This is a genomic window from Marinobacter sp. G5_S1_61_S3, assembly GCF_054968585.1.
Window position 1 is genome coordinate 1 of record NZ_JBQKUK010000021.1, and the last position, 24,623, is coordinate 24,623.

Annotated in this window: 24 protein-coding genes; 11 read left to right on the forward strand and 13 right to left on the reverse strand. The window is 58.2% G+C overall.

The window, feature by feature from the left end:
- Positions 1-152: 152 nt before the first annotated feature.
- The 5 genes from leuS to ACTRWH_RS18150 all read left to right on the forward strand — a co-directional run bounded on the left by leuS (position 153) and on the right by ACTRWH_RS18150 (position 5,491).
- Complete coding sequence (leuS, locus tag ACTRWH_RS18130; RefSeq protein WP_127402413.1) at positions 153-2,738, forward strand: leucine--tRNA ligase; 2,586 nt, start codon at positions 153-155, stop codon at positions 2,736-2,738.
- Position 2,739: 1 nt separating this feature from the next.
- Positions 2,740-3,312: an LPS-assembly lipoprotein LptE gene (locus ACTRWH_RS18135; RefSeq protein WP_305936679.1), complete on the forward strand. Its 573-nt coding sequence runs from the start codon at positions 2,740-2,742 to the stop codon at positions 3,310-3,312.
- A complete protein-coding gene (holA, locus tag ACTRWH_RS18140) occupies positions 3,309-4,316 on the forward strand; it encodes a DNA polymerase III subunit delta (RefSeq protein ID WP_041332415.1) in 1,008 nt (335 codons plus the stop codon). Before ACTRWH_RS18135 ends, holA begins: the two co-directional genes overlap by 4 nt.
- Positions 4,317-4,403: 87 nt before the next feature.
- A complete protein-coding gene (locus ACTRWH_RS18145) occupies positions 4,404-4,667 on the forward strand; it encodes a hypothetical protein (RefSeq protein WP_462826715.1) in 264 nt (87 codons plus the stop codon).
- Positions 4,668-4,855: 188 nt separating this feature from the next.
- Positions 4,856-5,491, forward strand: a complete 636-nt coding sequence (locus ACTRWH_RS18150; RefSeq protein WP_036209771.1) for an endonuclease — start codon at positions 4,856-4,858, stop codon at positions 5,489-5,491.
- 67 nt (positions 5,492-5,558) lie between these two features.
- Here the strand turns inward: ACTRWH_RS18150 and ACTRWH_RS18155 are convergent, their stop codons facing one another.
- From ACTRWH_RS18155 to bioB, 9 genes are all read right to left on the reverse strand, one after another.
- Positions 5,559-7,349, reverse strand: a complete 1,791-nt coding sequence (locus ACTRWH_RS18155; protein WP_075196522.1) for an acyl-CoA dehydrogenase C-terminal domain-containing protein — start codon at positions 7,347-7,349, stop codon at positions 5,559-5,561.
- 218 nt (positions 7,350-7,567) lie between these two features.
- On the reverse strand, positions 7,568-9,367 hold the full coding sequence (locus tag ACTRWH_RS18160; RefSeq protein WP_036209767.1) for an acyl-CoA dehydrogenase C-terminal domain-containing protein: 1,800 nt from the start codon (positions 9,365-9,367) through the stop codon (positions 7,568-7,570).
- Positions 9,368-9,604: 237 nt separating this feature from the next.
- A complete protein-coding gene (locus ACTRWH_RS18165) occupies positions 9,605-10,306 on the reverse strand; it encodes a putative metalloprotease CJM1_0395 family protein (RefSeq protein WP_227517881.1) in 702 nt (233 codons plus the stop codon).
- Positions 10,307-10,394: 88 nt separating this feature from the next.
- Positions 10,395-10,640 carry a hypothetical protein gene (locus tag ACTRWH_RS18170; RefSeq protein ID WP_007154811.1) on the reverse strand — a complete coding sequence of 82 codons (246 nt, stop codon included), beginning with the start codon at positions 10,638-10,640 and terminating at the stop codon, positions 10,395-10,397.
- A 51-nt stretch (positions 10,641-10,691) separates the two neighbouring features.
- Positions 10,692-11,384 (reverse strand): dethiobiotin synthase, encoded by a 693-nt coding sequence (gene bioD, locus ACTRWH_RS18175; protein WP_085679814.1) that lies wholly within the window; start codon positions 11,382-11,384, stop codon positions 10,692-10,694.
- A 19-nt stretch (positions 11,385-11,403) separates the two neighbouring features.
- Entirely contained in the window at positions 11,404-12,228 is an 825-nt protein-coding gene (bioC, locus tag ACTRWH_RS18180; protein ID WP_085679811.1) for a malonyl-ACP O-methyltransferase BioC, read from the reverse strand.
- Positions 12,216-12,968: an alpha/beta hydrolase family protein gene (locus tag ACTRWH_RS18185; protein WP_085679808.1), complete on the reverse strand. Its 753-nt coding sequence runs from the start codon at positions 12,966-12,968 to the stop codon at positions 12,216-12,218. Before ACTRWH_RS18185 ends, bioC begins: the two co-directional genes overlap by 13 nt.
- Positions 12,965-14,143, reverse strand: coding sequence for an 8-amino-7-oxononanoate synthase (gene bioF, locus ACTRWH_RS18190; protein ID WP_085679805.1), 1,179 nt, complete (start codon positions 14,141-14,143; stop codon positions 12,965-12,967). Before bioF ends, ACTRWH_RS18185 begins: the two co-directional genes overlap by 4 nt.
- Positions 14,144-14,171: 28 nt before the next feature.
- Positions 14,172-15,278, reverse strand: coding sequence for a biotin synthase BioB (gene bioB / locus ACTRWH_RS18195; RefSeq protein WP_144402140.1), 1,107 nt, complete (start codon positions 15,276-15,278; stop codon positions 14,172-14,174).
- Positions 15,279-15,447: 169 nt separating this feature from the next.
- Between bioB and ACTRWH_RS18200 the strand changes: the two genes are divergently transcribed.
- Positions 15,448-16,107, forward strand: coding sequence for a ComF family protein (locus ACTRWH_RS18200; RefSeq protein WP_269400100.1), 660 nt, complete (start codon positions 15,448-15,450; stop codon positions 16,105-16,107).
- 15 nt (positions 16,108-16,122) lie between these two features.
- On the opposite strand, the gene ACTRWH_RS18205 is transcribed toward ACTRWH_RS18200, so the two are convergent.
- Positions 16,123-17,238: an FAD-dependent oxidoreductase gene (locus tag ACTRWH_RS18205; RefSeq protein ID WP_462826723.1), complete on the reverse strand. Its 1,116-nt coding sequence runs from the start codon at positions 17,236-17,238 to the stop codon at positions 16,123-16,125.
- Positions 17,239-17,383: 145 nt separating this feature from the next.
- On the opposite strand from ACTRWH_RS18205, the gene ACTRWH_RS18210 reads away from it, so the two are divergent.
- From ACTRWH_RS18210 to cmoB, 5 genes are read left to right on the forward strand one after another with little or no spacing between them, the layout of a single operon-like run.
- Positions 17,384-17,806: a hypothetical protein gene (locus ACTRWH_RS18210; RefSeq protein WP_007154819.1), complete on the forward strand. Its 423-nt coding sequence runs from the start codon at positions 17,384-17,386 to the stop codon at positions 17,804-17,806.
- Between the two features lie 9 nt (positions 17,807-17,815).
- A complete protein-coding gene (locus ACTRWH_RS18215; protein ID WP_075196528.1) occupies positions 17,816-18,817 on the forward strand; it encodes a serine/threonine protein kinase in 1,002 nt (333 codons plus the stop codon).
- Between the two features lie 33 nt (positions 18,818-18,850).
- The gene (locus ACTRWH_RS18220) at positions 18,851-19,222 is read left to right on the forward strand and encodes a hypothetical protein (protein ID WP_036209750.1); all 372 of its coding nucleotides are present in this window, start codon (positions 18,851-18,853) and stop codon (positions 19,220-19,222) included.
- Positions 19,215-19,970: a carboxy-S-adenosyl-L-methionine synthase CmoA gene (gene cmoA / locus ACTRWH_RS18225; RefSeq protein WP_036209747.1), complete on the forward strand. Its 756-nt coding sequence runs from the start codon at positions 19,215-19,217 to the stop codon at positions 19,968-19,970. The genes ACTRWH_RS18220 and cmoA overlap by 8 nt, the downstream gene beginning before the upstream one ends.
- A gap of 11 nt (positions 19,971-19,981) precedes the next feature.
- Positions 19,982-20,977 carry a tRNA 5-methoxyuridine(34)/uridine 5-oxyacetic acid(34) synthase CmoB gene (gene cmoB, locus ACTRWH_RS18230; RefSeq protein ID WP_085679786.1) on the forward strand — a complete coding sequence of 332 codons (996 nt, stop codon included), beginning with the start codon at positions 19,982-19,984 and terminating at the stop codon, positions 20,975-20,977.
- A gap of 25 nt (positions 20,978-21,002) precedes the next feature.
- On the opposite strand, the gene ACTRWH_RS18235 is transcribed toward cmoB, so the two are convergent.
- The 3 genes from ACTRWH_RS18235 to hflC form a co-directional block, all read right to left on the reverse strand.
- Positions 21,003-22,298, reverse strand: a complete 1,296-nt coding sequence (locus ACTRWH_RS18235) for an adenylosuccinate synthase (protein ID WP_036209743.1) — start codon at positions 22,296-22,298, stop codon at positions 21,003-21,005.
- Positions 22,299-22,380: 82 nt separating this feature from the next.
- Positions 22,381-23,562: an ATP phosphoribosyltransferase regulatory subunit gene (locus tag ACTRWH_RS18240; RefSeq protein WP_036209740.1), complete on the reverse strand. Its 1,182-nt coding sequence runs from the start codon at positions 23,560-23,562 to the stop codon at positions 22,381-22,383.
- A 184-nt stretch (positions 23,563-23,746) separates the two neighbouring features.
- Positions 23,747-24,622 carry a protease modulator HflC gene (hflC, locus tag ACTRWH_RS18245; protein WP_041336347.1) on the reverse strand — a complete coding sequence of 292 codons (876 nt, stop codon included), beginning with the start codon at positions 24,620-24,622 and terminating at the stop codon, positions 23,747-23,749.
- Position 24,623: the final 1 nt, after the last annotated feature.

The window sequence follows — 24,623 nt, forward strand, 5'->3', positions numbered from 1 at the left end:
CAGCCGCACCTGCCCGCCTTCACCCCAAGCATGGCACAGTATCGGCAAATTGGCAGACTACCTGTTAAGCCTTGTGTGCGTTAGAATGTCCGGCCTCTTCGCACATCTTTTTTGATACGGTCTGATAAAGGGTAACTTTGGTAATGGCAGGAATGGACCAGCAATACAATCCGCGCGATGTTGAACAACAAGCCCGTACCTATTGGGAAGAAAACAACACGTTTACGGTGAAGGAAGAACCGGGCAAACCCAAATACTACTGCCTGTCCATGTTCCCCTACCCCAGCGGCAAACTGCACATGGGGCACGTGCGCAACTACACCATCGGCGACGTCATTTCCCGCTACCAGCGCATGCAGGGCAAGAACGTCATGCAGCCCATGGGCTGGGACGCGTTCGGTCTGCCCGCTGAGAACGCCGCCATTGCCAATAAGACTGCGCCGGCGAAGTGGACCCACGCCAATATTGCCTACATGAAAAACCAGCTCAAGCAATTGGGCTTCGGTTACGACTGGAACCGCGAGCTGGCGACGTGCAAGCCGGATTATTACCGCTGGGAGCAATGGTTCTTCGCCCGCCTTTACGAAAAAGGCCTGGTGTACAAGAAGATGTCCACCGTCAACTGGGACCCAATCGACCAGACGGTGCTGGCCAATGAACAGGTGGTTGATGGTCGCGGCTGGCGCTCCGGCGCGTTGGTCGAGCAGAAAAAGATTCCCCAGTGGTTTATCCGCATTACCGACTACGCCGAAGAATTGCTGAATGATCTGGACGAGCTGGAGGACTGGCCTGAGCAGGTCAAGACCATGCAGCGTAACTGGATTGGCAAATCTGTGGGTACCGAGCTGACCTTCCCCCTCAAAGGCCGCGAGGACGCGCTGGACGTCTACACCACCCGCCCGGACACGCTCATGGGCGTGACTTACATGGCCGTGGCCGCCGAGCACCCCATTGCCAAGGCCGCTTCCGAGCGCTATCGCGAGGTTGCTGAATTTGTCGAGCAGTGCCGTAACAGCAAGGTTGCCGAAGCCGATATGGCAACCATGGAAAAGAAAGGCATTGATACCGGTTACAAGACCATTCATCCGCTGACGCAGGAAGAGATTCCCGTTTACGTCGCCAACTTCGTGCTCATGGAGTATGGCACTGGCGCATTGATGGCGGTGCCTGGCCATGATGACCGGGACCACGAGTTCGCGCTCAAGTATCGCCTGCCCATCAAGCAGGTTATCGCCGCCACAGACAGCCGCGAAATCGATGTTCAGGAGCGCGCCTTCACCGAAAAAGGTGTTCTGGTATCCTCTGGAAAGTACAACGGCCTGACCAGTGCCGAGGCGTTTGACGCAATCGCCGATCATCTGGAAGAAAGCGGTATTGGCAAGCGCACGGTCAACTATCGCCTGCGGGACTGGGGCGTGTCGCGCCAACGCTACTGGGGCGCTCCAATCCCGATGATGACCCTGGACGATGGCACCGAACGCCCGGTACCGGACGATCAGTTGCCGATCACACTGCCCGAAGACGTGGAGATGGACGGCGTCCAATCTCCCATCAAGGCAGATCCGGAATGGGCAAAGACCAGCTTTGAAGGCCAGCCGGCCACGCTGGAAACAGACACCTTTGACACCTTTATGGAGTCGTCCTGGTACTACGCCCGCTTCTGCAGCCCCAACTACGACAAGGGCATGCTGGACCCGGCTGCCGCCAACTACTGGCTGCCGGTAGATCAATATATCGGCGGCATCGAGCACGCCATTCTGCACCTGCTTTATGCGCGCTTCTTCCATAAGCTGCTGCGGGATGTGGGGCTGGTCAACAGTTCCGAGCCCTTTAACCGCCTTCTGTGCCAGGGCATGGTGCTGGCCGAAACCTATTATCGTGAAGACGATAACGGTGCAAAAATCTGGATCTCGCCAGCGGATGTCGTTACTGAGAAAGACGACAAGGGTCAGGTCGTGCGCGCCGTTCACAAGGACGACGGACAACCGGTGGTGGCCGGTGGTGTCACCAAGATGTCCAAGTCCAAGAACAACGGCATTGACCCCCAGGCTATTATCGATGAGCACGGTGCCGATACCGTGCGTCTGTTCATGATGTTTGCGGCGCCTCCAGAGCAGTCACTGGAATGGTCCGACAGCGGTGTTGAGGGCGCCCACCGTTTCCTCAAGCGCCTGTGGCGTATGGTCAGCGAGCACACTGAAAGCGGAATAGTTCCTGCCCTGGATACCACCGGCCTCAGTGAAGGTCAGCGCAATCTTCGTCGCAAGACCCATGAGACTATTGCCAAGGTGAGCGACGATGTCAGCCGACGGTTGACGTTCAACACCTCCATCGCAGCGGTGATGGAACTGCTCAACGATGTCAGCAAACTGACTGACAATGAGCCCCAGAGCCTGGCGGTTCGCCAGGAAGCACTGGATACCGCGGTACTCGTCCTGTCTCCAATCGTTCCCCATATCTGTCACCAGTTGTGGCACGCACTGGGTCACGACGAGCCTGTGGTTGACGCGCCCTGGCCTGAGGCAGACAAGGACGCCATGGTTCGCAGCGAGATTCAGGTTGTCCTGCAGGTGAATGGCAAAGTCAGGGCAAAAGCCGACGTCCCAGCGAACATCGAGAAGAGCGCACTGGAAGCTCTGGCACTCGAGAATGAGAACGTTGTCCGTTTCACCGAGGGCAAAACCGTGCGAAAGGTCATCGTTGTGCCTGGTAAACTGGTGAACGTGGTGGCGAACTGATATGAACCTCTTGGCGAGCCTCCCCAAGATACTTCCGGCTGGCCTCGCCCTGTCACTTCTGGTGTCAGGGTGCGGGTTTCAGCTACGGGGCGCCCCGCCGGTGTCGTCCGCATTGCAGCCGCTGGCTGTTGATTGCTCCGGCGATGTGCCAGAACAGCTGTGTGGCTCGGTGAAGGAACAGCTGTCTCTGGGCAACATCGACCTTCAGCCCTCCGAAAAAGCCGATTATGTGCTCAACATCAGCAATTTCCGCCGGGAACGTCGTGCCAGTGCCATCACCGTGCGCGCCGCGGCTGCTGAGTATACATTGCGGCAAACGGTCGATATTGAGGTTTTGACCTCCGACAAGGTTCCTCTGATCGCCCCAACCGACTTGAATAGCAGTGAAACCTATCGCTACGACGAATCCAATGTGCTGGCCAAGCAACGGGAAGAGGAAGCCCTCCAGGAGCAACTCTATGACCGACTGGCCCAGCAAATTATCTTTCGCCTGGCGCCCCTTGACCGGGATCGCATTGACCGGCTGAAACAGGAAGCGGAACAGACCCGCGATCAAGACAGTGGCCAACCATGAAGACCCAGGCCCACCAGCTACCCCAGCTTCTCCAGAAAGGCTTGTCACCTGTTTACCTGGTGTCAGGCGATGAGCCCCTACTGGTTCAGGAATGCTGCGACCAGATCCGGAAGACTGCGCGGGAAGCGGGCTATCAGGACCGGGTAACCTTCCACGCCGACCAGCAGCTGGACTGGAACCGCGTGGGCGAGGAGTTTGGTGCGCTATCGCTGTTTGCCGAAAAACGCCGTATCGAAATACACCTGCCTACCGGCAAATTGGGTGATGGCCGCGCCGTTCTTGAAAGCGTGCTGCAGAATCCTCCTGACGACATTGTGCTGCTACTGATCAGCGCGCGGCTGGATGCCGCCGAAACCCGCCGGAAGTGGTACAAGGAATTGCAGGACAAAGGCGTACACGTGCCGGTATGGCCCATAGATACGGATAAATTCCCGGGTTGGCTGCAACAGCGGGCTCGCAACCATGGCCTCAGCCTTACCCGCGGCGCACTGGACATCCTGGCGGAACGCCTCGAGGGCAACCTCCTGGCGGCAAGTCAGGAACTGGATCGCCTGGCGTTATTGGGCACCGGCGCCACCATCGACGAAGACACCGTCGAACAGGCTGTTCAGGACAGCTCCCGCTTCAACGGTTTTGAGCTGGTGACAGAACTCCTCGCTGGCCGGGCCGCCCACGCTCGCAAAATCGTCGGGGTACTGCAGCAGGAAGGCGAGAACCCGCTGGGATTGCTGGCGGTGCTGACACGGGACCTGAACCTCACCATGGAGCTGAATATCGCCGCAGCCAAACGGGAGAATACTGCCGGCTTCCTGAAGAAGCGCGGCGTGTTCCAGCCCCAGCGCGCAAAGGCCGTTGAACAAGCGGCGAGACGCCTGAACCGCCACCAGCTCAATACCGCACTGGAACTATGCAGCACCACCGACAGGGCCGCCAAAGGCTTTGATACGCTCTCCCCCTGGCATTACCTGCAAGACCTGATCACCTTGCTTGCAAGACCCGCCTGACTCCGCGAAATGGCCGTCATCCGGCTTGACAGTTTTCGATATTCAGTAGCATCGTATAGTTGTTAACTGTTAAAGGAGGTGCGTGATATGAGCTTCCAGGACGAACTGAAAAAACTGTCCGAAAAGATTAAACAGTACCGTGACGAAGCACGGGTTCAGATGCATCTGGCCCATGAGGACGTGAAAGACGAGTGGGACGATCTGGAGAAGGACTGGGAACGGTTTCGGAGCAAACTCGATCACATCCTTCACGACGCCGAAGATGCATCAAAAGAGGCTCGAGAGACCGCTCATAAGCTGGGCGAAGATTTGAGAAAGGGTTACCAGAATCTGCGCAACCGACAGAAGTGAAGTGTTAACCAGTTAACATAATGCAACAAATAGCCACACAGAGGCTCTCTCCCTTTGGAGCCTCTGTGTCATACTTCTCAATTATAAATGAATAAACCGTCATTTTTCTGACCGGCCAGATCTAACCACTTCCTTTCCTGGCCCGATCAGCAAAGGCGCTGTCACGCGCTGAGAGGTATAAATGGCCTATGAAAACTAAAAACGTTGTTTTGGTCGCACTGGCGGCCTTGCTTATCCCGTCTCTCGTCATCAGCCAGAACACCCGCTTCAGTGACCCGGACACCGTTGTAAAAAACGAGTTCTGGGGCAACCTTTATGCCCAAGGCGGCAACTCCTTCTTCTGTGACACACCCTTCAAAAGTAAAGGCTTTGTCCTTACGGAAGGCTATGTCTACCCTCTGGCAGAAGTTCGCAATGCACTTGGGTGCGGCACCAGCAGCCAATGCGACGATGACGACAGATACCGGCAGATTGCATCGGACCTTCATAACATGGTCCCCGTGCGCAGTCGCATTGAAATGTCCCGGAGAAACGCGATTTACGAAGAATTGGGCAATGCAAGCAGCCCGGACGAGTGCGGAATTCGCGAGAGTGCGCAGTTTTTTGAACCCCCGCAAAAGGTAAAAGGCGATATCGCCCGCACGGTTGCCTATATGGTGGACACCTATGACCTGCCCTGGGCAGGCGCTTCCCGGGTGTTCAAGAGCTGGAATCAGATCGATCCACCGGATGATCGAGAGCTTGTCCGCCATCGCCAGGTGGCCGACATTCAAGGTAACGAAAACCCGTTTGTTCTTGATCCAGGCCGGATAGAAAACCTGTAAGCGAGTATATAGAGCAGCACAAAAAAGGCAGGCCCGCGGGCCTGCCTTTTTGTTCACCGCTGACTACTCAGAACTCCTCAGCCGTCAGAGCCATCATTGAGTCGCTACCACTGCGAATGCCCTCAGCCAGTGCGACGGTCTTCGGCAGCAATCGGTCGAAGTAGAAGCGTGCGCTCTTCACCTTGCCGGTGTAGAAGCCAGAGGTGTCGCCATCGGCCTTCGGTGCCGCCACTTTAACCATTTTGGCCCACATATAGCCGAGAGCCGTCAGGCCAAACAGGTCGAGGTAGTCCACGGAGGCCGCGCCCACAGCGTCCGGGTTATCCCCAGCCTGCTTGATCACATGCTCAGTCACATCCGACAGGCGCTCAAATGCTGCAGCCAGTGGCTCCAGGTAGGGGCGCAGGTTTTCGTCGCTGCTGTTTTCCTCGATGAAGGTGGCCACGTCCTCAGCAAATAGCTCATAAAGCTTGCCCTGGCTGCCGACCACTTTCCGACCCATCAGGTCCAGCGCCTGGATGCCGTTCGTGCCTTCGTAGATCTGCGTTATGCGGCAGTCGCGAACCAGTTGTTCCTGGCCCCACTCCCGGATAAAGCCGTGACCGCCGAAAACCTGCTGGCCCATGATACAGGCGTCCAGGCCACGATCGGTCAGGAAAGCCTTCGCTACCGGTGTCAACAGCGCCACCATGCCCTCGGCATGCTTGCGGCGCTCGTCATCGTCGGAATACTTGGCGATATCCAGCCACTGAGCAACATAGGTAGAGAACGCGCGCCCTCCTTCCACATACCCTTTCATGGTTAGCAGCATGCGGCGCACATCAGGGTGGACCAGGATCGGGTCCGCAGCTTTTTCCGGCTGCTGGGCACCCGTGGGAGCTCGGCTCTGGATACGCTCCAGAGCGTATTCACGAGCACTCTGCAGCGATGCTTCAGCAGCACCAACACCCTGGATGCCCACGCCCAGACGCTCATAGTTCATCATGGTGAACATGGCGGCCAGTCCCTTGTTCTCCTCGCCAACCAGCCAGCCCCTGGCGCCGTCGAAGTTCATCACGCAAGTAGCGGACCCCTTGATGCCCATTTTTTTCTCGAGGGAACCGCAGCTCAGGCTATTGCGCTCGCCAAGGGAGCCGTCTTCGTTGACTGCAAACTTGGGCACCAAAAACAGGGAAATCCCCTTGGGGCCCTTGGGCGCATCCGGCAGCTTCGCCAACACCAGGTGGATGATGTTCTCCGCCATGTCGTGCTCGCCCCAAGTAATGAAAATCTTGGTGCCCGTTACACTGAAGGATCCATCGCCATTAGGCTCGGCCTTGGTGCGGATAATCCCCAGATCCGTGCCCGCATGAGGTTCCGTCAGGTCCATAGCGCCTGACCAGGTACCCGCGTACATATTAGGCAGGTATTTTTCCTTGAGCTCCTGACTGCCATGGGCGTCCAGGGCCAGGCAGGCGCCCGCCGTCAGCATCGGGGCTAGGCCAAAGGCCATGTTGGCCGCCTGCATCATCTCCTCAAACTGGGCAACCAGAGTTTTTGGCATGCCCATACCGCCAAACTCCGGGTTGCCGCCCAGGCCGTTCCAGCCACCCTCAACGATGGTCTGGTAGGCCTCGCGAAACCCCTCGGGTGTGGACACGTCGCCGTCATTCCACTTACAGCCTTGCTCATCGCCCTCGCGGTTCAGAGGAGCCAGCACACCACTGGTAATCTTACCGGCTTCTTCCAGAATGGCGTCGGCAGTGTCCGGGTCAACGTTCTCTGCCACTTTGGGCAGAGACGCCCAAAGAGCCGGCGCATCAAATACTTCATTCAGGACAAAGCGCATGTCACGTAAAGGTGCCTGATAATCAGCCATCTCAAAACTCTCCACAATTCAGTCAGTCTGCGAAGTGAACAACGATGGACCTTCGGCCCTGATCACTTCCTCGGCTATGTGTCCGCACAGGTTATATTTATGGTGGCCTATTCTACCCTATCGGAGCCCCCAACTCATGGAGCACCGGCGGCCATGTCATCAAAAAAGCCCGCCTCCTGGGAGAGCGGGCTTTTAGAGTTCCGTGAAACCCGCCTTAGTTAGAGGGCGAAGGCTTCTTCCGGCATGTCCATCAGGCTGTCTGAGCCCGCCAGCATGCTTTCCGCATGCCCTTTGGCCCGCGGCAGCATGCGCTTGAAGTAGAAGCGCGCTGTCTGAACCTTGGCGTTATAGAACATTTCCTCGGTGGTACCTTCCACCATCTTGTCCAGCGCGACCTTGGCCATACGGGCCCAAAGATAGGCGAAAACAGCGTAACCGGAGTACATCAGGTAGTCCACGGAGGCCGCGCCCACTTCTTCGCGGTTCTTCATGGCGGACATGCCAACCTTGGTGGTCAGTTCGCCCCACTCCTTGTTCATGGCGGCCAACGGCTCAACGAATTCTTTCAACTGCTCGTTGTCGGCGTTTTCCTTGCAGAACACGTGAACCTGCTTGGTGAAACCTTTCAGGGATTCACCTTGGGTCATCAGTACTTTGCGACCGAGAAGATCCAGCGCCTGAATACCGGTGGTGCCTTCATAGATCATGCCGATACGGGAATCACGAACGTTCTGCTCCATACCCCACTCGGAGATAAACCCGTGACCACCGAATACCTGCATACCCAGGTTGGCTGCTTCGTAACCGATCTCGGTCAGGAACGCCTTGGCGATCGGGGTGAGGAAGCCTAGGGCTTCATCAGCCGCTTTGCGATCTTCCTCGGTCTTACCGCTGTGAACGATATCAGCCTGCTGTGCGGTCAGGTAAATCAGAGCACGGGCGCCTTCTGCAACCGCTTTCTGGCTCAGCAGCATGCGACGAACATCCGGGTGAACGATAATCGGGTCAGCGATACCCTCGGGGTTCTTCGGACCACTCAGCGAGCGCATGGCCAGACGGTCTTTGGCGTAGGCCAGGGAGCCCTGGAAGCCAAGCTCAGCAGCACCCAGACCCTGGATCGCGGTACCAATACGCGCCGTGTTCATAAAGGTGAACATGCAGTTCAGGCCCCTGTTCTCAGGCCCGATCAGCCAGCCTTTGGCACCGTCGAAATTCATCACACAAGTGGCGTTGCCGTGAATACCCATCTTGTGCTCGATGGAACCACAGGAAACGGCATTGCGCTCACCGGAAGAGCCGTCGTCATTCGGCAGAAGCTTGGGCACGATAAACAGGGAAATGCCCTTGGTACCTTCAGGAGCGCCTGGCAGCCGGGCCAGCACAATGTGGACGATGTTTTCGGCCATGTCATGCTCACCAGCGGAAATGAAGATCTTGGTGCCGGTGATGCTGTAGGTGCCGTCTGCATTGGGCTCAGCCTTAGAACGCAGCGTGCCCAGGTCGGAACCGCAATGAGGCTCGGTCAGACACATGGTGCCGGTCCACTCGCCGCTGATCAGCTTGGTGAGGTAAGTCTGCTTCTGCTCTTCAGTGCCGTGGGCTTCAATGGTGTTGGTCGCACCGTGGCTGAGGCCGGGATACATGCCCCAGGACCAGTTGGCGGTACCCACCATCTCGCTCATTACCAGGCCAAGAGAGTGTGGCAGGCCCTGGCCACCATAGTTGGGATCAGCGGTCATGGACGGCCAGCCGCCTTCCACGTACTGCTGATAGGCCTCTTTGAAGCCGGTTGGCGTTTTCACGCCGTCTTCGCTCCAGGTGCAGCCTTCTTTATCGCCCACCTGGTTCAGCGGAGACAGAACCTGCTCACAGAACTTGGCACCTTCCCCGATGATGGCATCGACCATATCCGGAGTTGCATCTTCGGCGCCTTCCAGATTGGCGTAGTGCTGCTCGCTGTCCAGCAGCTCGTTCATTACGAATTTAATGTCACGCAGGGGCGCTTTGTAGTCAGGCATGGAATCCACCTCAGGTTTTCGGTCTCAGCTGCGACACGGTCACAACACTCAGCCTCGGGATTTACTCATACGCTCAGCAAGAGAAGCTGAACGCCAATAAAACACTTGTTTGAAACATACGTTTAGAGGCACAGAATTGTCAATAGGCGCAATCAAAATTTGTGTTGTGTTTTGTCGCGAATGTGTACCGATGGCTTAAGCACACGGGGAGGTTTTAGACTAAAAAGCAGCTTGTTTTCAGGCTGTTGCCCGGAAGGATGAAGGGGGATTGGCGCTTACATCATTGCTCCCGACGCCGGAGATGACCTGATAGGCATTCGTCGCTTCCTGCGACTGCTTTGCACTGCTTTCGTCACCCGCCTGGTCCTCGGACACTTCAGATTGCCCGGACTCGTCAGTGCGACCCAACTCTGAGGAGAGTTCAGCTTGTGCCTGCAGCATCAACTGCATGGCCTCTGCCGCCACCGCCCGGTCTTGTGGGGAAGGCTCTGCCGGCGCCAACGCTGCGGCCCTGACCACACGCATTTTATCGATTGTCGCCTGGGGATCTCCCCGCACGGGCGAGGTGCTAATCGAGACCTCGCCACCAACAGCGTACTGGGCACCGTCGGGGCCCCGTTCATAGACGTAGGAAATGGAACCGGCGTACTGGCCGCCAACCGCCTGATGGGCTGCCTCATGGGCACGAACCTCACGGTCCCTGGCTTTCAGTTCCGTAAGCTGTTTCAGCTCTGCCTCATCCAGGCCCTGAGCATCCTCTACGCTGGAACCCTGCGAGCGGGTACGATCCTCCGCAGCATTATCGTCAGCTACGCGGTCGGACCCGGAGGTTTCAGGAGATGTTCGAGATGAAGGTGATTCATCCGAAGATGGCCGGAGAGGGGCACCCGCAGCTGCGTCTCCCGAGCCAACGGAAGGCGTAGGAAAGGCAGAAGCCATTGACGGAAGGGAGCCCGAAATCATCATGTCAGCAGACTGGCCGTCGAATCCAAAGGACCTGAACAGGGCTCGGACGCCCTGAGAGGGTTCAGGCAGTAATATCCAGAAGCGTTCCCAGGGTTTCGTCGGCGGTTTTCACTACCTGGGCCGAGGCTTCAACGCTGCGCTCGTACAGTTTCAGATCAATGATCGGTTCCACGAGGCCACCGACACCTTCTGCCGTGCCCTGGGGGCCATCAACACCGCCACGGGCAATCCTGCGGGCGGCATTTTCCATGCCTTGCATGCCGTCCTGGATACCCTGAATACCAATGCCTAATGTATTGCTGATCATAACCGCGCAGCCCAATGACCATATATTGACACCAGTAAGCCACAAATTTGGTCAATTTTCAAACAAAACGGCAACATCCAGGGCTTCGGCCAGCTCCTTCGGGTCGGCACGCTTCTGCCATGGCAACACCCCCAGGCATGGCGCGGGCAGGTTCTGAATCAGATAATCGAGGGTTTCCTGCTCACAGTTCATGGCCGCGGGGTCCGGCCGATTGGCCACCCAGCCTGCGACAGGCAAGCCATCACGGCGGATAGCTTCAGCGGTTAACAGTGCATGGTTGATACAGCCCAGTTTCAGGGGTACCACCATAATGACAGGCATACCCAGAGCGACAGGCATGGCGGCGTAGGTTTCACGATCATTGAGTGGTACCCGCCAGCCGCCGGCACCCTCCACCAACAGTAAATCCGCGGGACGCATCTGCAACCCGCGGCAAAATCCGACCAGCCGTTCCGCCGTGAGGTGCCGACCCGCCTGGGCAGCTGCCACATGGGGCGCGATGGCGGGCTGTAAGGCTACCGGGTTCACCTGATCGTAAGGCAACGGTTCCGACATGGACTCCATCAGTATCAGCGCATCTTCATTGCGCAGCCCCTCCGGTGTTTCGTCGCAACCAGACGCCACTGGTTTCATCGCAAGCGTTTTCTTCCCCAGGGTAGCGGCCGCCTCAAGAATCGCAGCAGACACCAGCGTTTTCCCCACGCCGGTGTCGGTACCCGTCACAAAGTAACTCTTTCTGGCCATAGATCAATGAATCCCCATGTCAGTCCGGCAGACGGCAACCCAGCCATGCCGATGTGTAAGTGGCCTGTATCCGGCGTTCCCCGTCTCGCGGATAATAACGGCACATGGCCCGCAAACGGCCAGGCGCGGTCGCGCTTTGCCGCCGCGAGGCGCCTTTGTACCCGGCGCCGATAGCCTTGAGCTCCGCCAACAGAGCCAGCGGCGAGGGATAATCCAGTGAAATGGTCTCGATCGCAAGTTGCGGATCCGGGAGCGTTTCAAATGCCTGCTCCCGAAAACGCGCTTCCGATTCAAAACGATTCACATGCTGGTGCCCGGGGTCTGCCCGGTGCCATGCTTCCCGAAGTTCGTCAAGGGTACCCTCCAGCAATGTCGACACCAGTAGCCGACCGCCTGGGCGCAGAACCCGGCGGCATTCAGCAAGCACACCGGCCGGGTCACGGCACCACTGAATCATCAAATTGCTGAAGACCACGTCCACACTGTTATCCGGCAACGGCAACGCCTCGGCATCCGCCTCGATCCACCGAATGCCGCTCGGGTTGGCAGATCGGGCGTAACGAAGCATTCCCGCAGCAATATCAACGCCAGTCACCTGGCTCCCCGGAATCGACGCCAACTGCCCTGTAAACCACCCAGTGCCGCTACCCAGATCGAGTATCTGGAGTCCATCTGCGCTTTGGGCCTGATGCAGCCCTTCCTTCAACTGGTCCAGCAAGACCTGGCCCATATAGCGCTGCAGCCGGGCAGCGGGATTGTAGGTATGGGAAGCTGAGCCGAAATCGCGGGCAATTGTGGATTTCGGGGGCACCCAGTCGTGGATATTGGATGTTACAGGGTCCATTCAACCTCCTTGCCGAAAACAAACTGAAGGATTTCGTCATGGCAACGCGAAAGCGCCTGCCCTCGAGGCCAATGGGTCATACCGGTTACCCTAACGACCTTGGCGGCTGGAGACGGATGAAACGAGTGCTCCCAACATTCAACGACCACATCGTTGCTCGCCTGAAGATGCAGCGTCGGCACTGGTAAAGCACCCCACAGAGACCGCTGATCTTCGCTGCCCAACCAGTCCAGGCCCCGAACCAGGTTCACGTCGCTGACAGAAGGCCCTCGCGCAAGCCAGGGGCGCAGTTCCTGCCGGGCTTGCGACTCATCATAGCTGCCGTGAATCAAAAGTCGCTGAAAGCGCCGCCAGGCAAGGCCGGCGTTTTGCGACACCTGTTCCCGGAATGTCTCAAAAGTATCCACTTCCATCCCTGTGGACCACTGCTCCCCAGCCACAAAGCGGGGAAACCCCGCCAGAGTGATTGCCTTGCGGACCTGGGGACAACTGCGTGAGGCAGCCGCCATTACCACCTGCGCCCCCTGGGACCAACCCGCCCAAACTGACGGGCACGGATAACGCTCCAGCAGATAATCCGCCACCCCCGTGATCGAGTCGCATCGGGACATCAGGGCGTCGTTCAGCGATATCAGATGAATCTCCCCTGGCCAACGATCAAACAACGGAAGCAACATGGCGGCATCGACACCCCAACCACCCACAACCACCAGCGGGATTCGTGATTCCACAGCGTTCATACCACCTCTGCAGAGGGCCTGTTCAGTAGTGAACGGCAGTCCGCCAATGCGGACAGCAACGTTGCCAGGTCTTCCGAAGAGTGCGCAGCGCTGAAGGTGACCCGCAAACGAGCTTGGCCTTCCGGCACAGTCGGCGGCCTGATCGCCGTAACCATTAGCCCCCTCTCCTCCAGGGCCTGACTCAATGCCAGGGCTGCCCAGTTGTCGCCCACCAAGATTGGCTGAATTGGTGTGCGCGATGGCATCAACTCATAGCCCAGTGCCGATGCCTCCTGGCGAAACTCTGAGATCAGCATCTGCAGGTGACTGCGACGGCTATCTTCCCGTTCGATCAGGTCAAAGCTGGCACAGGTGGCCAGAGCGATGGCCGGAGGCATGGCGGTGGTGTAGATATAGGTGCGGGCCTTCTGTACCAGGTAATCCATCAACAGCTGGGGGCCAGCCACAAAGGCGCCACTGGTGCCCACAGCCTTGCCCAGGGTGCCGATCAATATGGGCACGTCCTCCTCGGACAATCCCTGCTCCATCAGGCTGCCCCGCCCCTGAGGCCCCAGGACGCCCAAACCATGGGCGTCATCCACCACCAGAAGGGCCTCGTGCGCCCGGCACAGTGCCGCCAACTCCCTCAATGGCGCGATATCCCCATCCATGCTGAATACGCCGTCTGTCACCACCAACTTGTGGCCACCGGTAGCGGCAAGCATGTCAGCCAGGGCACTCATATCACCGTGGCGATAACGACGCACCCTGGCGCGGCTGAGAACACAACCATCGATGATGGAGGCATGGTTCAGGCGATCAGAGAAGATGGTATCGCCACGGCCAGCCAGCGCAGAGATAACGCCCATATTGGCCATGTAGCCGGTCGAAAAAAACAGCGCAGCACTGCGGCGGGTAAATTCCGCTAGCCGCAGTTCCAGTTGGTGGTGGGCATCGTGGTGACCGCAAATCAGATGCGAAGCGGCGCCGCCAAAACCGGTGTTTGGCATGGCCTCAGTGGCAGCCTTGATAATCCCGGGGTGATTCGCCAGCCCCAGGTAATCGTTGCTGCAGAACGACAGTAGCGGCACGCCATCGGAAACCAACGCGGGCTGCTGGGGGCCGCTGATCTGGCGGCGGGTGCGGTAAAGCCCCGCCTGTTTTCGCTCTTCCAGCTCTGCTGCAAAGTCACGCATGGCCAGCCCTCACAGACATGCTGTCTGCCTATGCAGACTCACGGGTGGCATCGTAGAACATGTGACGGGTCTGTTCGTATTCGACCGCTTCAACGATAGCTTCTTCCGCTTCCTGTTCGGTGCAGGACTGCTCGCGCTCTTCAGGCCGAATGCCCAGACGCTTGAACAACTCGCGGTCCGCATCCGCCTCGGGGTTGGCGGTCGTCAGCAGCTTCTCGCCATAGAAAATCGAGTTCGCACCAGCCAGGAAGCACAGGGACTGCATCTGCTCATTCATATTTTCACGGCCCGCAGACAATCGCACGTGCGAGGCAGGCATCATGATCCGAGCAACAGCGATGGTGCGGATAAAGTCGAACGGGTCCAGATCTTCCACATTTTCCATCGGCGTTCCTGCCACCTTCACCAGCATGTTCACCGGCACGCTCTCCGGATGGTGGGGCAGATTCGCCAACTGAACCAGAAGGCCAGCACGATCGTCAGGGTCTTCTCCCATGCCCACGATGCCGCCGCAGCATACTTTCATGCCTGCATTACGGACATTCTCGAGGGTGTCCAGCCGGTCCTGATAGGTGCGGGTGGTAATGATATGGCTGTAGTACTTTTCGGACGTATCCAGATTGTGGTTGTAGTAATCCAGCCCGGCTTCGGCCAGCTCGTCGGCCTGTTCCTGCTTCAGCATGCCGAGAGTCATGCAGGTTTCCAGGCCCAGGGATTTCACCTGGCGCACCATATCCACGACATATTCCATGTTTTTCTTCGACGGGCTACGCCAGGCCGCCCCCATACAGAAACGGGACGCGCCCTTTGCCTTGGCGGCCTTGGCCTCAGCAACCACTTTTTCAATTTCCAGCAGTTTTTCCTTTTCCAGGCCGGTGTTGTAATGACCGCTCTGGGGACAGTATTTACAGTCCTCCGGGCAGGCACCGGTCTTGATGGACAGGAGCGTGCTGATCTGCACTTCATTCGGGTCGAAATGCTCACGATGGACGCTCTGAGCCCGGAACACCAGGTCATTGAATGGCAGTTCGAACAACGCACGGGCTTCCTGCATGGTCCAATCGTGGCGCGGTGAGGTAGAAGGCGCGGTAGAAGGCGCTATAGAGGGTGCATCGGCGTGTGCGGTGGCAGTCATGATTCAGTCCTGTTAACTTTACCGGGATTCTGGTTTACGGATTGAACAGATGATAAAGGGACTGAAATCGCTGTCAACCTTGATCACACCAAAGGTTAACAGCGCGAAACGGATTCCGCGCGCTCAAATCAGCATCAAGGGCTTATTTCAGCTGCGCGGCGGGCAATGCGTGGCCTGCCTGGAACCGCATGCCCATTTCGGGCTCTGCACTCCCTGCCGGCAGGACTTGCCCGCCAACCACTCGCACTGCCGCTGCTGCGCACTGCCTATCGCCTACGCTGGCGATGAACTCATCTGCGGTCAGTGCCTGAAAGACCCACCGCCCTTCAGCCGAATCGTCGCGCCCTGGCGCTATCGATTCCCGGTTGACGGTATGGTCCAGCGCTACAAATACAATGGCCAACGCGCCTATGCCCGCCCCCTGATCCAGGATCTGAGCACTCATCTGACATTGATGCTGGAGACCCATCCTGAACGCACGCCGGACCTGCTTCTGGCCAGCCCGATGCATCCGGCCCGTCGACGAAAACGAGGATTCAATCAAGCGGCGGATATTGCAGAGCACATCAGCCGTCAATCGGGCATTCCCTGGAGCGCTGACCTTGTCGTCAGGAACCGGCGCACCCGGCCACAACGAGGACTGAACCGCGAAGAGCGCCTGGCCAACCTGCGGGGAATCTACCAGGTTACCCGTATACCACCGGCCAGTATTGCCATCGTTGATGACGTGGTCACCACCGGCGCCACTGCACGAAGCCTGACTGAAGTGCTGCTTGAGGCCGGCGCCAGGGAGGTTCAGATCTGGGCGCTGGCAAGAACCCCCGGATAAAGGTATGCAAACGCATTAGTCGGCGAGCTGCCCTGCCACTTCATCCGCAATGGCCAAAGCAGCCGTTAATCCCGGCGACTCAATGCCGAACAGGTGCACCAGTCCGGCAACACCGTGCCGACGTTCTCCGGCGATCCGGAAATCCGCAAACCCACCATCCGGGCCAGCAAGCTTGGGACGAATGCCGGCATAGGCGGGCTGCAGGCGGGACTCGTCCAATGCTGGCCACCAACGGCGAATACTTTCAGCAAACGACCTTGCCCGACCGGGGTCAACCGAGAGGTCCACTCGCTCTATCCATTCAACATCGGGCCCGAATCGAGCCTGGCCCGCTAGATCAAGCGTCAGGTGAACGCCGAGGCCGCCTGGTTCAGGGATCGGGTATACCAATGAACGGAAGGGGTGGCGACCGGAATAGCTGAAGTAGACACCTCGGGCCAGCCACTGGCGGGGCGCGATATCCGCTGGCACTCCCTGCCAGCTCGTGGCCAATGGTACTGCTCCGAGGCCGGCTGCGTTCACCACCCGTTGCGCCCTGAGCTCACAGGGCGCCGGCCCTCCAACCTGCAACCGATGCTCTCCGTCACAGGTCGCCGCATGTTCTACAGGCGCCTGGCGGAGCAAATGGCCACCGTAGTCCTCCAGCTCTCCCAGCAACGACAGCATCACACCATGACTGTCTACAATGCCCGTTTCCGGTGAGTACAACGCCTCCTGGGCGGTCACGTCCGGCAGAGACACCCGCAGGGCCCTGCGGGTTACCCGCTGGAGCGGAACACCGTTGCGAAGGGCCTGACTGGCGATAGTGTCGAGCCTCTCCACCTGCGACGCGCCATTGGCCACAATCCACTTGCCGGTTTTGCGGTGGTCGATGCCACGGGTCTGACAGTACTCATACAACATCCGACGACCACGAACACACAACCGGGCCTTGAGGGAGTCCTCGGGATAGTAGATCCCAGCATGGATAACCTCACTATTGCGGGACGACACCCCTTCGCCAAAGTGAGCGCCGGATTCCAGCACCAGCACCTCCCTGCCCTGCTTGGCCAGCGTCCTGGCCACTGCGAGGCCGACAATGCCGGCACCGACGACCACGGTATCTGCCTGTACTATGTCTCGCCCTGTCATCTGCTTTAACGTCACCCGCGTTGTGTTTCGATCGTTTGTCAGCATCACCAACACGCTCGTTGGCTAAAAAGCCCGAATCGCATTACGGTGTCGCCCCCGAAACGTTATACTTGGCCGTGAATTGAGTGCACGGAGCAGGGAACCGATGTCTGACAGGAAGCAGTTTATTATTGTAATGCTGGTGGCGGCCATATTTGTTGGCTGGCTTGGCTGGCGAGGCTTTGAAGTCATCAGCCTGAACCAGGCACTGAAGGCCGATGAAATGGTGGCCAACTATCCTTATCAGCATCGCGTTCTCCGGGTTGAAGGAGGGACCGCCATCATGAGCTCACTGCGCTCCCATGAAACCTCGACGCACGAAGCACTCACCACCATTTTTCCGAGCATGCGTAACCTGGGAGACAATGATCGTGACTGGCAACGGGCCGAGCGTGAACTGGCCCAGGTCCAGGCCCAGGCAGGCAACATCGTCCTCAGCGCGTCTGGCATTGATCGGGTGCGATGGGAACTGGACGAAAACTGGTATCACCTCGCCAGCATGAAGTCCCAACAGAATTCGAGATACTAAACCTTATTTATGACCGAAACCTCCAGCCATCCTTACGACGCCCTTACCCCCGATACCATTCTTGATGCCCTGGAAGACGCCGGATTTGTGGTCAGTGGACGCCTGTTTGCCCTCAACAGCTACGAGAACCGTGTTTACCAGATTGGTATTGAAGACCAGCCACCGGTAATCGCCAAGTTTTACCGTCCGGGGCGCTGGAGCGAAGCCCAGATCCGGGAAGAACATCAGTTTACCGTCCAGTTGCTCAACGCCGATATTCCGGTCGTGGCGCCCATGGCTATGCCCTCCGGCGATACACTGGGCCGTTGCGGGGACTTTCTGTTTGCCGTATTTCAGCAGCGGGGCGGGCAGGCGCCCGACACCAGCGTGACAGATACCCTGTACCGCCTCGGCCAGTGGCTGGGCCAGCTCCACAATATCGGTGACACTGAGCCCTTCAACCATCGCCCGGTTATGTCGATTCTTTCGGGCATTGAGGATAACAATCGGTTCCTTACGGAAAACCGCTGGATTCCAGATGACCTTCGGCCAGCGTGGGACTCGCTGATTCCCGATCTTGTCGACCACTGCGCCCGTCGGATCGATGACGCTGGCGAGGTGCACTCCCTGAGAATTCATGGTGACTGCCACGCCGGCAACATCCTCTGCCGCGAGGAACAGATGCTGTTTGTCGACCTGGACGATTGCCGTACCGGGCCTGCGATTCAGGATTTGTGGCTGTTACTGAACGGTGATGACGTTGAACGTGGCCAGCAATTTGGTGAACTACTGGAAGGCTACGAGATGTTCCGCGATTTCAATCGTCGTGAGCGTCATCTGATTGAACCCATGCGCTGCTTCCGGCAGATTTCCCACTGCACCTGGCTGGCCAAGCGCTGGGACGACCCGGCCTTCCCGCGTTTCTTCCCCTGGTTTGCCCAGCCGCGTTTCTGGTCCGACCAGATCCTGTCACTTCGGGAACAACTGGCGGCGCTACAGGCCCCTTCCATTCATGTACCCGGCCAATATTGAGGCCACTATTACCGACAGACCGGAGACCAACCGATGAGCCAAAGTGAGGCCCGATTTACCGTCCGCAGCCTGATTGTCACTGCCATTGCCACCATCATCGTTACCATCGTGGTTTTGGAGGCCAGCGGGCGGATTGATCATGCCGAGAATAAGGATCATGTGCCGGTGGGGGAATTTGAGGCCGTTCACATCAAACCTGGCGAAGAGTTCCGCATGTCGCCCAAGTCATCGGAACTCCACGCTGTCTGCGAACAGGGGTATCTGGCCATCGCCGCCGATGTGGACCCGGAGTTCCGGGGCATCCTCGTTGATTACAAGAACCGGGGCGTACGCTGCAGCCGAGGCCCGACACCCGCACACGACAGGCCTGTCCATGAGGGCCAGGAGCCAGCAGACAATGGCTGACAGGAACAAAAAACCGGGCCAGGCGCTGGACCGTCTGTTCGCCACTGAACGGGAAACCGGAGAATTCCGGTTTGACACATCGGTGGCTCGGGTATTTCCGGACATGATCCGGCGCTCAGTACCGGGTTACACCACGATTATTCCAATGATTGAAGTGATCACCGAACAGTATGCCCGCCCGGGCAGTCACTGCTACGATCTCGGCTGCTCTCTCGGCGCCTCCACTCTGGCCATGCGCCATGGCATTGGGGACCGCGACTGCACCCTTACAGGCGTGGACAACTCGGCTGCCATGATTGAGCGTTGCGAGCATTATATTGCTCTGGACGACCACCCATTGCCGGTTTCGCTGCGGTGCGAGGACATCCTCGACACCCCGATTGAGAACGCGTCGGTGACCACCCTGAACTTCACACTGCAGTTCGTGGCGCCAGACAGACGCGCAGAACTGATGGCTCGCATCGCCGACGCCACACTGCCCGGCGGAGTACTGATCCTCTCCGAGAAAATTCGCTTTGAATCCGATTCCGAGCAATCAACACAGACCCAACTCCATCACGAGTTCAAACGGGCCAACGGCTATTCCGACCTGGAGATCAGTCAGAAGCGTTCCGCCCTGGAACAGGTACTGATACCGGAAACCCTGGCCGAACACCGTGAGAGACTGATAAACGCAGGATTTAGTCAGGTTATGGTGTGGTACCAGTGTTTCAACTTTGTCTCCATGCTCGCCATTAAATCGCACTGAACGGAGCCTCCATGACGACCTTCAACTGGCAGGGGTGCTTTGCCCCGCTGCTTGACGATCTTGATAGCCGTGGCCTTGAGCGCTGGCGAAAGCAACTGCAGCAACAGCTACAAAAGCGCTTTGACGACAACCCTCATGGGGATATTGCCCGATGGAACCGGGCTCTGGACACCCTGCCCCACATTGGTGATGCCACGGCGAACCTGAACCAGTCGGCCATTACCCTGAACTCCGACCAGCCCCTCAGCACAGAAGACCGTGCAAAGCTCGAAGAAGGGCTGCGAGGACTGATGCCCTGGCGTAAGGGCCCGTTCGAATTCTTTGGCACCTATATCGATACCGAGTGGCGTTCTGACTGGAAATGGGACCGCGTCGCTCCCTACCTGTCAGACCTGAGTGGTCGGCAGATACTGGATGTCGGTTGCGGCTCTGGCTATCACTGTTGGCGCATGCTGGGCGAAGGAGCCGGCCGGGTGATTGGCATCGACCCAGGACTGTTATTCCTGTTCCAGTTTCTCAGCGTCAAACAGTATGCAGGCCAGGAGCAGCGCATTGATCTGCTCCCGGTGCGCGTAGAGGATCTGCCGCCAAAGCTGGAAGCATTCGACACCACTTTCTCAATGGGTGTGCTCTACCACCGTCGCTCACCACTTGATCACTTACTGGAACTGAAAGACACACTCCGCCCGGGTGGCGAACTGGTGCTGGAAACGCTGATAGCGGATGGGCCGGAAGGTTACAGCCTGATGCCGGAGGACCGCTACGGCCAGATGCGCAACGTCTGGTTCCTGCCCAGCTGCGACACTCTGTTGCGCTGGCTGGACCGAACCGGTTTTTGCAACGCCCGCGTGGTGGATGTGACAGAAACCACGATCGAGGAGCAACGCAGCACTGACTGGATGCAATTCCAGTCGCTGCAGGACTTTCTCGACCCGGACGACCCAACGAAGACCGTGGAAGGTTATCCGGGTCCGAAAAGGGCGACGGTTATCGCGGACAAGCCCTGAAGGTGTCCGCGACAACCCAGGAAGGTTACTCGCCGAAGGGGTGGCGCAGAATGACCGTCTCTACCCGGTCAGGACCGGTGGAAATGATATCGATCGGTGCTTCGATCTGCTCTTCCAGGAAACGGATATAGGCCCTGGCGTTCTCCGGTAACTGGTCCAGGCCTGTCAGCCCGACCGTGCTCTCCTGCCAACCCGGAAGATCCGCATACACCGGCTCAATGTCCTTGTAGGTATCGCAACCGATCGGCGGGCGGGTAATCTCCCCGTTAGGCGTTTTGTAGCCAATGCACACCTTCACCGTATCCATGCCATCGAGCACGTCCAGCTTGGTCAGGCAGATGCCCGATACGCTGTTGATCTGGATGGCGTGGCGCAGTGCAACCGCATCAAACCAGCCACAACGGCGTGAACGCCCGGTGGTGGTGCCAATCTCGTTGCCCTTGACCGCCAGGTGATGGCCCATATCGTCAAACAGCTCGGTCGGGAACGGACCGGAACCGACACGAGTGGTGTAGGCCTTGGTGATCCCCAGCACGTAATCCAGGAACAACGGCCCAAAACCAGACCCGGTAGCCGTGCCGCCAGCCGTGGTATTTGAGGAGGTGACGTACGGGTAGGTACCCAGATCAATGTCCAGCAGCGAGCCCTGCGCACCTTCAAAGAGGATGTGTTCGCCGCGCTTGCGAAGGTCATGGAGGATATCCGTGACGTCGGCAGACATGGGCAGAATTTCCTCGCCCATGGTCATCAGTTCGGAAAACGCCTGATCAATGTCTTCGGGCTCTTCCTTGAAGTACTCGGTCAACACGAAGTTATGGTACGACATGATTTCCCGGAGCTTCTCTTCAAAGCTCTTCGGGTCACACAGATCTCCAACGCGAATCCCACGGCGTGAAACCTTGTCTTCGTAGGCCGGCCCGATACCGCGACCGGTGGTGCCAATTTTGTCGACACCTCGCGCTCGCTCGCGCGCCTGATCGATACGAACATGGGTCTTGAGGATGACCGGGCACGCCAGACTGATCTTCAAACGCTCCCGCACAGCAACCCCATTGCCTTCGAGTTCGCGGACTTCCTTCAGCAACGCTTCCGGAGAGAGCACGACGCCGTTGCCAATCAGGCACTGGACATTCTGGCGAAGAATGCCAGACGGAATCAGATGAAGGGCGGTTTTCTTACCTTCAATAACCAGGGTATGGCCGGCATTGTGGCCGCCCTGAAAGCGCACCACCGCCGCAACCTTATCGGTCAGCAGGTCAACAATCTTGCCTTTTCCTTCATCACCCCACTGGGTGCCCAGCACTACAACGTTTTTACCCATGACTCTCTCTCAGTGCGGCCCCGCCAATTGATGGGGTGCCCGCAGGTTTACCTGTAAATGAGTGGCCCGACCCCGAAGGTCATCAGTCCAACTGCTCCACGACCCACTGGCCGTCTCGCTTCACCAGGGCACGATCGCAATTGCGCGTGCCAGGATCAACGCCCTCGTCTTCCGGCAGGGCGCGGATAACCGTCTCCGTCATCCGCAGGCCGGAAATCACGCCATCCAGCGCAGGATCTTCGGTGGCTGGCGCCCATATGGCCTTGCCAGCGCGGCCGGTTCGCTGACCAAGTGAGACCAGCGCACGGATATCAAGACTAAAGCCCGTCGCCGGACGTGCACGGCCGAAATCACTGCCAATGGCATCGTAGCGACCGCCCTTGGCAACCGCGTCACCATGCCCCGGCACATAGGCCGCAAACACCAGCCCGGTATGGTAGTTGTATCCTCGAAGCTCACAAAAATCGAACCCGAAGCTTACCTCTGGATAGCTCGCGGACAGCATATCCGCCACTCGATCCAGTTGATCCAGCGCCTGACGAAGCGGTTCCGGCGCCCCTTCAAGAATGCGCTTTGCCTCACGCAGGGCATCCTTCCCACCGCTGACTCTGGCCAGCTCTCTGAGCATGCCGCCAGCAGAACCCGGTGGGCACCCGCCCAGCAATTCATCCAGTTCCGGCACAGACTTACGGGCCATGGCATCAAAGATGGCCGCGCCGGTATCGCGATCAAACCCGGCCTCTCCAACCAATGTCTCGTAGATCGCGACATGGGCAAGATCCAGATGGATTCTGGGCAAACCCGATACACGCAGGGTTTCAAGCATCAGGCTGATCACTTCCAGATCCGCCGATTCGGAGGCGCTACCAAACAGCTCGCAACCCGCCTGGATGGGCGTGCGCCCTGTCAGCATATGGCGCGGTCGGGTGTGGAGCACATGGCCGGCATAACACAGCCGCGTAATACCTTCCTGGCCAAGGGTATGGGCATCAATGCGTGCTGCCTGCGGCGTCATGTCCGCACGCAGCCCCATCATCCGGCCGGTCAGCTGATCAGTCAGCTTGAAGGTCTGAAGCTCCAGGTCGTGCCCGGTGCCCGTAAAAAGTGATTCGAGGTATTCGATCAACGGCGGGATAACCAGCTGGTAACCCCAACGCTGGCAGGTATCCATTACATCCCGGCGCAGGGATTCAATCTGTCCAGCCAATGGCGGAAGGATGTCTTCCACGCCATCAGGCAGTAGCCAGCGATCAGATACTGTCATGAGATTCGGTTGTCCGTTCTGTCCCGGGGCGGAAGCTTCTTGCCGCGAGAGTGCACAGGATTTAGGGCGATGCTCGGGGAAAGATAAAAACCCGAACCAAAACCGGCAGAATTTTACACTGTTGGCAGACACAAAAAAACCGGAATACCGAGGTATTCCGGTTTTGTCACTACCATCGTCGTGGTTAGCGGTTTCCCTGAGGGTCCTTCAGGAACTTCAAGAAGTCGCTATCAGTGTCGATGACCATGATGTCGTCTTCATTGGCAAAGGTGTTCTGATAGGCTTCCAGACTGCGGTAGAAGCTATAGAACTCGCTGTTAGACCCATAGGCATCGGCATAGATCTGGGCGGCCTGAGCATCACCTTCACCACGCATTTCCTCAGCCTTGGCAAAGGCTTCCGCCAGGATAACGGTGCGCTGGCGATCAGCATCCGCGCGAATACCCTCCGCCAACTCGCGACCGCGGGAGCGGAATTCCTGCGCCAGTTTCTCGCGCTCGGTCGCCATTCGACGATAGACGTTCTGGCTCACCTGCCCCGGGAATTCAATGGCTTTGACGCGGATATCCACCACTTCAATGCCAAATTCCTTGAGCGACGTTTCGTTCACCCGGTCACGCAGGGTGTGCATCAGCTCGTCACGCTGGCCGGAAACGACCTCGACCATGGTCCGAACACCGAACTCATCCCGAAGGCCGTTATCCACGCGAGACAACAGCAGCTCGGAGGCGCGGTATTCGTCACCACCAGTGGCCCGGTAGAACTGATCCACGTTGCGGATTTTCCAGGCGATGTAGGAATCGACGTCCAGCGGCTTCTTCTCGATGGTCAAATACTGACGCGATGGAAGATCCGTTGTCAGCAATCGGATGTCGAATTCCCGGACCTGATCAATGACCGGCACCTTGAAGTGAAGCCCGGCTGAAATATCCGTTTCGATCAACTCACCGAACCGCAGCAGCACGCCACGATGGGTTTCCGGGATAATGTAAACACTGGAGAGCGTAACCAGTACGACAATCAGGGCGCCTGCAAGGCCCACAATACTTTTGGGTCCCATC